Raw genomic sequence first — 12875 nt, 5'->3', positions numbered from 1 at the left:
TTGTTGAGAAAAAGTTCAATATTAAGCTTAATTATATCGTTGTTAGTTCTATAGTTGCTGCAATAGCAATTATCCTTTTGCTTTTAAATTACTAATATCATGAGTGATTTTGATATTTCAAATTATCAATTAGATGAGGCGGATGGTGTATTTACCTATAAAAATCAAAATACCACATTAGGGTTTGTAAGATTTAATGAAAAAGCAGAAGTTGAATATATTTTTGTAAATCCAATATTTAGAAAAAAGGGGATAGCTAAAAAACTACTAAATCTTGTTAAAGATAAAACTGGCAAAAAGCCTATTCCCCAAGATCCAATCAGTCCATTGGGTAAAAAACTATTTAAAATCATATAAAATTATTAAAGATTGATGTAAATAAACCTTCATCATTATTAATTTATTATGAATTTAAAAACATCATATTCATCACTTAAAGACAAAGTAGTTTTTGTACTAGGTGGCTCAACAGGAATTGGAGCAACTTTAGTAGAAGAATTTGCAAAACAAGGGTCTAAAGTTGCTTTTGTTGGAAGAAATGAAGAAGCATCAAATGAATTAATTGAAAGTTTAAAGGAATGCAGTTTTGTTCCTAAATTTTATAAGTGCGATATTACAGATTTAAATTCTTTAGAAGCAGTAATTGAAGAAGTTATCAAATCAATTGGTGACATCAATGTACTTTTGAATAACGCTGCAAATGATGAACGACATGAATTTTTAGATACTACTCATGAATATTTTGATTGGGAATATCAAACTAATTTAAGACCCCATGTGTTTACAGCTAAAGCAGTAATCAAAAGCATGATTAAGCTTGGTGGCGGATCAGTTATTAATGTTGGATCAATTGGATGGATGAGAAAAAATGAAAAGACAATTCTTTATGGAGTTTTCAAATCCTCTTTACATGGATTAACACACGGGCTGGCAAAACGATTCGGTAAAAATAGAATAAGAGTAAACACACTAGTACCAGGATGGACAATGACAAAAAAACAAATTGAAGTTCATCTTGATGAAGAAGGAGAGAAAAAAATTAAAGAGGGCCAATGTTTGCCTGATAAAGTTTTACCTGAAGACATTGCGAGTGCAGCATTATTTTTAGCATCTGATGACAGCAAAATGATTACTTCACAAGATATTGTTGTGGACGGCGGTTGGACATAATCAGCTAATTAAAATCATTAATGGAAATAAATTTATTATTTTTCTTTACAGTAGTTCCTGCAATAATTTTATATGGGATAGCAAAATCTGGTTTAGGTGGATCAATGACTTTGATCTCTATTCCATTGATGACAATTGTCATGCCATTAAATCAAGCATTGGGAATAATTTTACCAATTTTAATATTTTCTGATTTTATTGCAGTTTATAAATATAGAAAAGAATATGACTTAGGTACTTTAAAGTTAATGGTTCCATTTGCTGCTGTTGGAATAATAATTGCATCTTTCACGTTCACATATTTTTCTGAAGAATTATTAAAATTTATGATTGGATTAATGGGTTTTTTATTTGCTGGTCATTATTTCTTTTTTAAAAAAGATAAAGAAGCCAAATCTCAAAAAAATTCTATCAAAGGAAGTATTTGTTCTGTTTTAGCTGGCTTTACAAGTTTTTGTGTCCATGCAGGAGGGACGCCTGTAAGTGTTTATATGCTTCCTTTAAGGATGCAGAAAGAAATTTACGTGGGAACAAGAATTATATTTTTTACCTTTGTTAATTTAATAAAGCTTCCTTTATATATTAACCTTTCAATGACAAATTTTGTGACTTTTAAACAATCTGTATTTTTATTCCCAATTGCCTTTATAGGAATAATAATTGGTTATCGATTAATTAAAATTATAAATGAAAAATTATTTTATAATATTTTGTATATTTTAATTTTTATAAGTAGTTCAAAACTTTTATATGATTATTTGATTTGATTTAAGGCAGGTGTTAAATTTTGAATAATACGACAATGAAAAAAATATTAATATTTCTATTATGCACTTTGTTAATTTTAAACTATTCTAAAGTTATGGCTAACGAAGAAGCAAAGTATGAAGTAGTTGATAAAAATGAAATCTATGAGATTAGAAAGTATTCAGATCGTTTAGCTGTTGAAACCTCTAGAGCAGGAATAGATAGTAATTTTAGAAAATTATTTAATTATATTTCTGGAAGAAATGATGCCCAGGAAAAGATAGCAATGACCACCCCAGTTACTCAGGTAGAAAAAAATGGTAATATGACAATGCAATTTTATTTACCCTCAAAATTTAATTCAAATAATGTGCCCAATCCTAGTAGAGATGATGTAAGAATAGTAAATATTGAAGGAGGATATTATGCTGTGATTAGATATTCTGGCAGAGCTTCTGATGGAAATTTCATAAAGCATAAAGAAATGCTTGAGAAAGAGTTAAACAAAAATAATATTTCAATTATAAGTCCACCTATTAGAGCTACATATGATAGTCCTTTTACACTTCCAATGAACAGAAGGAATGAGGCAATGTATAAAGTGGAGTTTAATTCATGAAGTCAAAGTTTAAAGCAATGGTGTTATCTTGTATGGACCCAAGATTTCAACACTTAGTTCACAATCATTTAAAGAAAAAAAAATTAACTGGTAAGTACAGCGCTTTTACAATTGCTGGTGCTGCGGTAGGTGTCACACATAATAAATTTAAAAAATGGCATAATACTTTTTATGACAATCTTGCAACTTCAATCCAGCTTCACAAAATAGAAAAGCTTATTGTTATTAATCATAAAGATTGTGGTGCCGCTAAAATTGCTAATGGAAAAAAAGAATTTACGCCTGCAAATGAAAAGAAAATACACCAAGACTCATTTAATAAACTTAAAAAAGAAATTAAAAAAAGATTTCCAAAACTAAAATTGGAATTAAATGTAATTGCACTAGATAGTAAAATTACAAAATTTTAATTATTGATTTCTAATCAAAGGGTAAACTTTTGGATTTAAGTATTTCAAGTTTGTTAACATAATCAATATCAATGTCACAAATCCAATTGAAAAACCTAAGTAGATTAAAACTTTAAAATCAAACATCCACACAAGTTCAAAGATATTTTCCATAATAAATTTTGAACCAATTACAGCAAAGAATATTGCAATCAGTATGACCGATTTAAAGATAATGATGAATTCTATTAATGATGAGAGGATTATTTCTTTTTTTGAAAAGCCTAAAATTTTAAACACTAAGTTTTGATATTCTTTAACTTTACCTTGAACCATAATTGCACTCGAAATAACAATTAAACCAATTACAATTGTTACAGCTGATATTAAAGTAACTGCAATGAACACTTTATTTAGCACAGCTGTTACTTTTGTCAGATAATCTGCAATTTTAATCATGGATAAGCTAGGCATTACTTCTAGCATTTCAGTTTCATCAAATTTATCAGAATTAAATTTTGCTGTTGCCAAATATTCATGAGGAATATTTTGAGCGAATTGAGGATTAAATAGCATTGCAAAGTTAATACTTAAATCTCGATAATCAACTTCTCTAAAATTAATTACTTCACCATCAATTTCTCTTCCATATATATTTAAAGTAAAAATATCTCCTAATTGAATGTTAAAATCTTTTGCAACCTTAGCATCTAAAGATATTTGAAGTTGATTGGGTTTATTTAAATCCCACCATTCTCCAGCAACTAATGGATTATCTTCAGGAACATCTTCCACCCATGAGGATCTTCTTTCACTTCCAATTACCCAATAACTATCATTATCAGGTTTAATATAAGTATTTGGATTAATGCCATTAATTTTTGCAATACCAGATGAAACCATTGGAACAACTTCAATGTCTGCATTTGGATCCATTTTTAATACTCCTTGTTCAAATTTTTCACGTTCTCCTTTTTGAATACCCACAAAGAAATAATCTGGTGCAATATCAGGAATTGATTTAGCAATTTCTCTTTGAAAATTTGTTCCAACTAACGCCAATGTTAAAAGTAAAGTAACTCCCAACCCTAAAGACATAATAGTAATTGGAGTAATACTTTTAGTTTGAGTGATATTTTTTATTGATACCTTTAGTGAAATATTTGAACTTGATTTAAATTTTTTAAGAAAAAATATAATTATTCTTGAAAGAAAGAAAAATACAATCAAACACACAAAAAATGCAGCAAAGTACCCAAGACTGTAAGTTGGTTGTTCGGATCCAACTGTAAATAACAAAACCAAAATAGAGAGCAAAATAAAACTTAAAACAACAGATTTTTTTGAATAATAAAATTGTAAGTTTTGAAAAACATTTCTGAATAAATTAGAGGCTTTTACTTGGTCAATTGAACTTATTGTTGGGATAGAAAATATTACAAGTACCAATAAACCTACTAAAAATATTTTAATAAAATTAACTATAGAAAATACTGGATAAACATTTAATCCAAGTCCATCTGATAAGTATTTATCAGCGATAGGGACTATTAAAAAACTAGAGCCGTAGGAGACAACTGTGATTACAAACAACAATATTAATAATTGAAGATAATAAAGTGTCTTTATATTTCCTGAGTAAAATCCAACTGCTTTTCTAACTGCAATTGACATATTGTTTTGGTTAATAAAAGAGAGAAGGGTGTTTGCAATTCCAATACCAGCAATCAACATCGCACTTATTGAAACAAGAGATAAAAATTGTGAAAAATTATTAATTATTCTCTTTATTCCACTTGCTGAATTTTCAGGATAACGAAGTTTTACTTTTTGATCATCTTTAAAAATATTTTCAATTCTTTGTTCTAATTCTTCAGGGTTATCTCCTTCATTAAATTTTACTTTGTATTCGTAGTTTAAAAAGCTTCCAATACCATTTAGTTTTAATATTTCTAACGTTTGTTTTCCTGCTAGCGCCCAATCACCAAAAGCAACAAATCCACTAACATCAGGAACTGATTTTATAATTCCAATAACTGTAAAGTTTTGGTCTTGAACTTTAACTTGTTCATTAAGTTTTATGTTTAGTGTTTTTGACAAACTTTCATTAATTAAAATAGTATTTGGTTCCTTTTGCATTCGCTCATAAGCGCCTTCAGGTTCAAATACTACTTCACCATATAATGGATATTTTTCATCAACTGTTTTAATTCTAGTGAATAAAGATTTATTTTTCTCTCTTCCAGTTGTTGAAAGCATCGTACTGAACTCAATCATTTGAGATACAGTTGCAAATTCTTTTACCTGATTAACTAGTTCGAGATTTCCTTGGTTACGATTGTAATCAATTTCTAAATCACCACCCAATAAAGCTTTTGCATTATCGTTTAGTTCTTTTTTAAGACTATCTTCAATTGTAAAAATAGCACTTAATATAAAGAGACTGATAAATAGAGTAACAATAATACTTGAGATTTTGTGATAGTTTCTGCTTAAATCCTTTAAAGCATATTTAAAAATCAAACTAAATTCAGATCGATTATTTAATTTTTCCATCTTTTATTTTGATTTTTCTTTTTGCTTTATTTGCAAGTTTTGGATCATGCGTTACCATGATTAAGGAAGATCCTTCCTCCTTTACATATTTAAATAAAATATCTGAAATCATTAATGAGTTTTCAGTATCTAAGTTTCCAGTAGGTTCATCAGCTAGAATTAATTCAGGCTTCATTGCTATAGCTCTTGCAATTGCAACTCTTTGTTGCTCACCACCAGATAACTGACTAGGTAAATTATTAAATCGGTGCTTTAATCCAAATCTATCTAATAAACTTTTTGCTTCACTCTCAGGATTTTTAAAATTATTTAATTCTAGTGTTAAAGCAACGTTTTCAACTGCTGTGTAATTTGGAATTAAATAGAAGGATTGAAATATAATTCCAATATTTTTCTTTCTAATTTCTGATACTTCATCCTCATTTAATCCTGTAATTTCTTGATCTTGAAAAATAATTTTACCTGAAGTTGGTTTTTCTAGCCCTCCAACAAGCATGATTAAACTGGTTTTGCCAGATCCACTTTCGCCAACGACAGAAACTGTCTCCTTTTTCTTGATGGTAAGATCAATATTCTTTAAAACACTGATGCTTTCCTTACCAGTTTGGTATTTGAGATTTATTTTTTTTAATTTAAGAAGTGCACTCATGAACAAAAGTTTATTTATTAAAATTTTGATAATCTTTCTAGTGAACATTAATGCAAGTGCAATAGAAAAGGTTGTCTTATTTGGTGATAGTTTAATGGCTGGATACGGTTTACCTAAAGAACATCACTTATCAGTAGTATTAGAAGATGATTTTAAAAAAGATGGTTTAAATATAAAGGTAATTAATAGCAGTGTTTCAGGGAGCACATCTTCAGGAGGGCTTAACATTGCTGAATGGAGTTTATCTGAGCCTGGTATTGACTTAATCATTTTAGGCTTAGGCGCCAATGATATGCTTAGAGGTATAAAACCAGAAGAAACTGAGAAAAATTTAGAAGAAATCATAAAGATAGCTAATAATAAAAAAATCAAAATTATTATTGCAGGCATGGTTGCTCCAACCACACATGGTGCTGAATATAAAAAAGCGTTTGATGCAATTTATCCAAAACTATCAAAAAAATATAACATACCCTTGATCCCATTTTTACTTGAAGGAGTTGCGCTCGATCCAAGTTTAAATCAACAAGATGGAATTCACCCAAATAAAGAAGGAACAATTAAAGTAAGTGAAACTATTAAAAAAAGTATTATTAATATTTTAAATTAAATGAATAAATTTTTATATAATCTTAAAGAAAGCAGAATTTTTCAGTTTGTTGTTATTTCAATTATCATATTAAATGCAATCACAATTGGGGTTAACACGTATGAATTAAGTGATCTCACCAGACAAGCAATTAATTATTTAGATTATTCAATTACTATATTTTTTGTCATTGAAATTATAATTAGATTTGTAGGAGAACCTAAAAAGCTACAGTTTTTTAAAAGTGGATGGAATGTATTTGATACTTTAATTGTTTTAATTTCATTAATTCCAATACCTAATAATTCTAGCTTCTTACTTTTAAGGTTATTAAGAGTATTTAGAGTATTGAGAATTATCTCAGTTGTTCCAGAATTAAAAAAAATCATTGAAGCTCTACTAACTTCAGTCAAAAGAGTATTTTATGTGGGATTATTACTGTTCATAATTCTTTATATATACGCAACTATTGGTTCAATTTTATTTAGTACAGATATTCCTGAGAGATGGAGCGACGTTGGGGTTGCTATGATTACATTGTTTCAAGTTTTAACACTATCAAGTTGGGAACAAGTAATGCTACCATTACAAGATGTTTACTGGTGGGCTTGGATTTATTTTTTCAGTTTTATAATTATATGCGGAATTACAATGCTTAATTTGTTGATTGCGATATTAGTAGACGTAGTAATCAATCAGAAAAAGCTATAAGGCTTTTGAATGAAAAGATTTATTATAGTTATGAGTTTCCTTTGCATCGGTTATGCTAACGCACAAAATACAAACATTACTGTAGATGCAAATTTAAATCTTACATGTGCATTTGAAAAAGTAATTTTAAAAAATCCAGATCATAACTTTGAGACATTTACAAAAGATCAAATTAAAAGAGAAAATATTAATAAATTAGTAATTGAGTCTAAATCACCAAATTTATTGAATATTAAAAATTTATCTAATTTTTTTGATAAAATTGAACTAGAGGTAAAAATTTCTAATAAAGATGTGGTTCTAATTCAAGCTTTTGATGATGAAAAGAATTATTCAGAATCTGCAGTTTTAACTATTAAAACAGGTGAGCTTGTTCACGAAATTACAAAAAATATTAAACTAGAAGAGAAAGAAAAGGATATTTCTTTTTATAGTTGTAAAAATATCAATCAAAATACATAAGAACAAAGACTCTAATTCTCTTATTTGTTAATATCTTACTATGAAGAGAGTACTTTTAATTTGTTTAATTTTTTTATTTTCTTTAACGAGTTCTTTTGCAAATGACAGAGATGTTAGACTTAATCAATTGTTTAATCAGCTAAAAGTTAATAAAGCAAAAGTTGCAGCTATTGTTGAGCAAGAAATTTGGTCTTTATGGAGTACTCATCCAACTGATGAAAAATTGACTGCTCGTTTAGAAGAAGGTTCAATGTTTGTTAGAAACCAACAGCCAAAAAGAGCAAAAGAAATATTTACTGAAGTAATAAATCTTGATGAAAATTGGGCTGAAGCTTGGAATAAGAGAGCAACTGTTCTTTATATGTTGGGAGAATATCAAAAATCACAAGAAGATATTGATAAAGTCTTAGAATTAGAACCAAGACATTTTGGTGCTTTAGCAGGGCAGGGTTTAGTAAACATTCAGTTAAAAAATTTTGAAAAAGCAATTAGAAGCTACAAACAAGCACAAGAGATTTATCCTTCCATGCGATCTCCAGAAATCATGATAAAACAAATCGAAGATTTGATGAAAGAACAAACAATTTAAAATGTGTGGAAGATACGTTGTTAAAAATCCAGTTACAAAAACTAGTTCATTAGTTAAATCTGCAATTCAAGTTGAGGATAATGAAAACTATAATGCTCATCCATATCAAAAACTTCCAGTTATAAAAAAATATAAAAATGGAAATACCTTAGAAGCTTTGAAATGGGGTTTAGTTCCAAGTTGGGCAAAAGATAAAGATTTTAAAGCTCTGATTAATGCAAGACTTGAGACCATTGATGAAAAGGTTTCATTTAAAAAATTGATAAAAAATAATCGATGTGTTGCTGTTGCAGATGGATTTTATGAATGGAAGAGGGAAGAGAAAGAAAAAACTCCTCATTACTTTACTCGTGAAGATAGCAATACTATTTATTTTGCAGGGATATTTGAAGATGATCAGTTTTGTTTAATTACAGAAGAAGCAAAAGAAAATATTAAGGAAATTCATCACCGACAACCAGTTATTCTTAATCAAGCAGATGTTAATAGATATCTTAATTTAGAATTACAAGGATCAGCGTTTCTAAATGAACGTAAATCACCAGATCTTATATTTCATGAAGTTTCAAAAGATGTAAATAAGCCTACAAATAACAGCGCTTCTTTAATACAAAAATTATAAATCTATTTTCTTTTATTTTTTTTAAACTTAAAGTTTTTAGGTCTTTTTCTATTTTTAAATTTTCTTTTATTATTTTTGTTTTCAAATTTTTTGAATTTCTTCTTTTTACTTAATTTATTGTTAGAAAATTTATTCTTAAATTTCTTTTTAAATTTATTTTTTTTATTAAATTTCTTACTCTTTTGATTATTTGGTCTTGCTTCTTCTTTAACTTTAAAATCAGGATCTATTAATTTTTGTATAGATCTCCACATACTTCTGTCGTTGTTTGTTAAAAAAGTTAAAGCTGATCCATCTTTTCCAGCTCTACCAGTTCTACCTATTCTATGAATATAATCTTCCGGAACTTGTGGAAGATCATAATTAATTACATGTTTTATAACTGGAATATCTAATCCTCTAGCCGCAACATCTGTTGCAATTAAAATCCTACTATTACCATTTCTAAATCCTCTAATAACTCTATCTCTTTTACTTTGTCTTAGATTTCCATGAATGGCATCAGCCTTATGTCCATCATATTTTAATCTTTTTACAATTTTATCTGCACCATGTTTAGTTTTAACAAAAACTAAAATGGATCCACTTCTTTCAACTAATTGATTAATCAGTTCATGGTATTTTTTGTCAGCTGTGATTTGAAAAGTTTCTTGTTTAATTTTTTCAATTGGAGTTGATAAAGACCCAACAGATACTCTTTCAGGATTATTAAGATACTTTTGAGAAATTTTTAAAATGTTTTCTGGTAAAGTTGCAGAAAACAATAGTGTTTGATGATCTTTTGGAATAAATTTTAAAATTACTTCTATTTGAGGAGTAAATCCCATATCTAACATTCTATCTGTTTCATCTAGGACAAGGTAGTTTACTCTAGATAAGTTCAAACTTTTTCGTTCTATGTGATCGTTAATTCTTCCTGGGGTGCCAACTATAATTCTTGCTCCTTTTTTTAATTGTCTAAGTTGTTTTTGCATACCCTCACCACCAATTAAAAGAGCATTACCAATTCCTATCTCTCTAATATTGAGTTTTAAAACAGTTTCCATTACCTGTGTTGCAAGTTCCCTTGTTGGACAAATTATTAATGCCATTGCTTGCTTATCTTTTAAAAGCTTATTCAGCATTGGAATTGTAAATGCTAATGTTTTACCCGTACCTGTTTGAGCAGTTCCTAAAACATCTTTTCCTTCTAAACTAATTGGTATTGATTGACTTTGAATAGGCGTTGGAGTTTTAAATTCAGCTAATTCAATTGATCTTTTTAATTTATTTTCAATATTTAGATCAGAGAAGTTCATTATGTTGGGAAAGATAAATATATATTAGTACTTAAAAACAATGCATATATCTTTTAGACTTATATACAAGTAATTCTTTAATTGCTTAAATATCTTTCAGGTATTAATGATAAATTAAAAATATGATCTACAAATTTCCTCTTGCTGCATGTGCAGAAATGTTATGGACCGATAAGCCTTTTGATTGGAGAGTAAGTCGTTTAACTGAAATGGGGTTTGGCGTAGGTATTTGGAATTGGATTGATCATGATGTTGATCAATTAGAAAAAATAAAAGCCAACTATACCATTATGAATGGATATTTAGTTGGATCCTTAGCTGATGAAAAGGGTGCTGATGAATTAATTAAATCTATAAAAGAAACAATTGTTGTTGGAAAAAGATTAAATGTATCTAGATTAAATTTACATGGTACGGGACTAGGCGAAGGAGGAATTCCAATAAAGCAAAATAATAATCCATCTAAGGAAATGTGGATTAAAGCTAATGATACTTTAAATAGAGTTTGTGACATTGCAGAAAAAGAAGGTGTTGTTTTTACTCTAGAAAATTTAAACCTTTTAGATCACCCAGGTTGTCCATTTAATTCTACCGCTGATGTTTATGAATTAGTATCAAAAATAAATAGGCCTCAATTGAAAATAAATCTTGATTTATATCACACACAAATAGGTGAAGGAGATGTGATCAGGTGGTGTAAGAAATGTCTAGATTACATTGGTGAAGTTCAAGTTGCAGATAATCCAGGAAGGTGTGAGCCAGAAACTGGTGAGATGAATTATAAATTAATTGCAAAATCACTTTATGATATGAATTATAGAGGACCAGTTGGTTTGGAATCTTTTGCCTCTAACAATCCAGAATTAGCTTTAGAAAGATTTGAGAAAGCTTTTACTATTGATCTTTAATCTCTGAAATTTACGAAATCTATAGGAAGCCCAATATCAATAGCTTTAATTGCTGCTATAGCTTCTTGAAGATCATCTCTTTTTTTACCATCAACTCTTAATTCATCACCTTGAATTTTAACCTGAATTTTAAGTTTAAGTTTTTTAATGTCAGCAATTACTTTTTTTGCATTTTCTTGGCTGATACCTTCTTTAAGTTCACTTACTTGTCTTATTGCTCCACCTGAAGCACCTTCGGAACTTTTAACTTCTAAAACCCTTGGATCTACTTTTCTTCTTACTAAATGAGTTTGTAATAATTCATTAACTTGCTTTAATTTTAATTCATCAGGAGCATTAGTAGTAACTGATTTATCTTTTCGCTCTATAGTGATGTGAAGTCCTTTAAAGTCATATCGATTGCTTATTTCTCTTAAGCAATTTGCTAAAGCATTATCAAATTCTTGATAATTAATTTTACTAATTACATCAAATGAAGGCATAGTTATTTATACAATAATCTATTTTTTATTAAACGAAATTAAAGATAATATTAATTTAAAATATGAAAAAAATTAAAATTCACATCAGAAATAATCATTGGAAAGAGGGATTTTTACCTTGTGATGCTGAAGGTGAGAAAAATAATACAATCACTAAAGAAGAAATTGAAAAGGGTTTTGATCAATATCCTGAGTTAAGGGATAAAGTAGAATATTTAATTGATTGGGATGATGATAATTTTGTCTCTTCAATGCAATCAGCTGACATTTTACTCGGCTGGCAGTTTCCAACACAAGATTTAAAACAAATTGCACCCAACCTTAAATGGATCCATGTAATATCTGCTGGTGTTAATCATTTATCTCCATTTGATTGGATGAACGAAGATTTAGTTTTAACAAATAGTAGTGGGGTCCATGCCAAAAAAGCAGGGGAGTTTGGTTTGATGAGCATATTAATGCTCCAAAATCACATGACTAGAATTGTAACCAACCAAAAAAATAGAGAATTTGTATCTTTACTTGGAAAACCTATTGAAGGAAGGAAGGTAGTTGTTGTTGGAACTGGTTCTTTGGGTGGTTCAATGATTAAACATATTAGTAAACTTGGAGCAGACGTTATTGGTGTAAATAGAAAAGGAAAAAATGTTGAGGGATGCTCAAAAGTTATTACATTTGATAAAATTGATGATGTGTTGACTGATGCTGATTTTTTATATCTAGCAGTTCCAGAAACGGAAGAGACAAAAGGATTAATTAATAAATCAAGGTTAGATAAATTAAAATCTAAGTGTGGAATTGTAAACATTGGAAGACAATCTGTTTTAGATTATGAGGCTTTAAGGATTAAACTTCAAAATGATGAAATTGCAGGAGCAATTTTAGATGTATTTTCACAAGAGCCTATTCCAAAAACATCAAACCTTTGGGATACTCCAAATTTAATTATCACTCCTCATATTTCATCTGATAGTGAGGGGAATTATATTGAGATGGTTCTTAAAATTTTCTTTAAAAATTTAAAATTATTCACAGAAAATAAAGAATTAATTAATCAAATAGATAGAAAGTTAGGTTATTAGGT

Annotated in this window: 16 protein-coding genes; 12 read left to right on the top strand and 4 right to left on the bottom strand. The window is 28.6% G+C overall.

Annotated features, from left to right (window positions below; all coding sequences use genetic code 11):
- Positions 1-99 precede the first annotated feature (99 nt).
- From ACTTAO_RS00660 to ACTTAO_RS00640, 5 genes are read left to right on the top strand one after another with little or no spacing between them, the layout of a single operon-like run.
- The gene (locus ACTTAO_RS00660; RefSeq protein ID WP_440690363.1) at positions 100-357 is read left to right on the top strand and encodes a GNAT family N-acetyltransferase; all 258 of its coding nucleotides are present in this window, start codon (positions 100-102) and stop codon (positions 355-357) included.
- Positions 358-405: 48 nt separating this feature from the next.
- Complete coding sequence (locus tag ACTTAO_RS00655) at positions 406-1170, top strand: SDR family NAD(P)-dependent oxidoreductase (protein WP_440690361.1); 765 nt, start codon at positions 406-408, stop codon at positions 1168-1170.
- A 20-nt stretch (positions 1171-1190) separates the two neighbouring features.
- Positions 1191-1937, top strand: coding sequence for a sulfite exporter TauE/SafE family protein (locus ACTTAO_RS00650; RefSeq protein ID WP_440690359.1), 747 nt, complete (start codon positions 1191-1193; stop codon positions 1935-1937).
- Between the two features lie 35 nt (positions 1938-1972).
- Positions 1973-2536 carry an SOUL family heme-binding protein gene (locus ACTTAO_RS00645; RefSeq protein ID WP_440690357.1) on the top strand — a complete coding sequence of 188 codons (564 nt, stop codon included), beginning with the start codon at positions 1973-1975 and terminating at the stop codon, positions 2534-2536.
- The gene (locus ACTTAO_RS00640; protein ID WP_440690355.1) at positions 2533-2946 is read left to right on the top strand and encodes a carbonic anhydrase; all 414 of its coding nucleotides are present in this window, start codon (positions 2533-2535) and stop codon (positions 2944-2946) included. The genes ACTTAO_RS00645 and ACTTAO_RS00640 overlap by 4 nt, the downstream gene beginning before the upstream one ends.
- Here the strand turns inward: ACTTAO_RS00640 and ACTTAO_RS00635 are convergent, their stop codons facing one another.
- Both ACTTAO_RS00635 and ACTTAO_RS00630 read right to left on the bottom strand, forming a co-directional pair.
- Positions 2947-5481 carry an ABC transporter permease gene (locus ACTTAO_RS00635; protein WP_440690353.1) on the bottom strand — a complete coding sequence of 845 codons (2535 nt, stop codon included), beginning with the start codon at positions 5479-5481 and terminating at the stop codon, positions 2947-2949. It lies immediately after the preceding gene.
- The gene (locus ACTTAO_RS00630; RefSeq protein WP_440690351.1) at positions 5465-6130 is read right to left on the bottom strand and encodes an ABC transporter ATP-binding protein; all 666 of its coding nucleotides are present in this window, start codon (positions 6128-6130) and stop codon (positions 5465-5467) included. Before ACTTAO_RS00630 ends, ACTTAO_RS00635 begins: the two co-directional genes overlap by 17 nt.
- Here ACTTAO_RS00630 and ACTTAO_RS00625 point away from each other — a divergent pair.
- The 5 genes from ACTTAO_RS00625 to ACTTAO_RS00605 are packed head-to-tail and all read left to right on the top strand — an operon-like array spanning position 6129 to position 9103.
- Positions 6129-6740: an arylesterase gene (locus ACTTAO_RS00625; RefSeq protein ID WP_440690349.1), complete on the top strand. Its 612-nt coding sequence runs from the start codon at positions 6129-6131 to the stop codon at positions 6738-6740. The genes ACTTAO_RS00630 and ACTTAO_RS00625 overlap by 2 nt on opposite strands.
- Complete coding sequence (locus ACTTAO_RS00620; RefSeq protein WP_440654432.1) at positions 6741-7430, top strand: ion transporter; 690 nt, start codon at positions 6741-6743, stop codon at positions 7428-7430.
- Positions 7431-7439: 9 nt separating this feature from the next.
- Positions 7440-7892, top strand: coding sequence for a hypothetical protein (locus ACTTAO_RS00615; protein ID WP_440690347.1), 453 nt, complete (start codon positions 7440-7442; stop codon positions 7890-7892).
- Positions 7893-7932: 40 nt separating this feature from the next.
- On the top strand, positions 7933-8481 hold the full coding sequence (locus ACTTAO_RS00610; protein ID WP_440690345.1) for a tetratricopeptide repeat protein: 549 nt from the start codon (positions 7933-7935) through the stop codon (positions 8479-8481).
- A 1-nt stretch (position 8482) separates the two neighbouring features.
- The gene (locus tag ACTTAO_RS00605) at positions 8483-9103 is read left to right on the top strand and encodes an SOS response-associated peptidase (RefSeq protein ID WP_440690343.1); all 621 of its coding nucleotides are present in this window, start codon (positions 8483-8485) and stop codon (positions 9101-9103) included.
- Positions 9104-9105: 2 nt separating this feature from the next.
- Here the strand turns inward: ACTTAO_RS00605 and ACTTAO_RS00600 are convergent, their stop codons facing one another.
- Complete coding sequence (locus ACTTAO_RS00600; protein ID WP_440690341.1) at positions 9106-10401, bottom strand: DEAD/DEAH box helicase; 1296 nt, start codon at positions 10399-10401, stop codon at positions 9106-9108.
- Between the two features lie 122 nt (positions 10402-10523).
- On the opposite strand from ACTTAO_RS00600, the gene ACTTAO_RS00595 reads away from it, so the two are divergent.
- A complete protein-coding gene (locus ACTTAO_RS00595; protein WP_262589406.1) occupies positions 10524-11309 on the top strand; it encodes a TIM barrel protein in 786 nt (261 codons plus the stop codon).
- On the opposite strand, the gene ACTTAO_RS00590 is transcribed toward ACTTAO_RS00595, so the two are convergent.
- Positions 11306-11791, bottom strand: a complete 486-nt coding sequence (locus tag ACTTAO_RS00590; RefSeq protein WP_262589405.1) for a YajQ family cyclic di-GMP-binding protein — start codon at positions 11789-11791, stop codon at positions 11306-11308. The two genes, ACTTAO_RS00595 and ACTTAO_RS00590, sit on opposite strands and share 4 nt — an antisense overlap.
- Before the next feature lie 62 nt (positions 11792-11853).
- On the opposite strand from ACTTAO_RS00590, the gene ACTTAO_RS00585 reads away from it, so the two are divergent.
- Positions 11854-12873 (top strand): D-2-hydroxyacid dehydrogenase, encoded by a 1020-nt coding sequence (locus ACTTAO_RS00585; protein ID WP_440690338.1) that lies wholly within the window; start codon positions 11854-11856, stop codon positions 12871-12873.
- Positions 12874-12875: the final 2 nt, after the last annotated feature.

The sequence above is a fragment of the Candidatus Pelagibacter sp. HIMB1782 genome (assembly GCF_052047475.1).
Classification (GTDB): domain Bacteria; phylum Pseudomonadota; class Alphaproteobacteria; order Pelagibacterales; family Pelagibacteraceae; genus Pelagibacter.
Note: the sequence above shows the minus strand (reverse complement) of the source record. Positions and strands in the feature narration are given on the sequence as shown.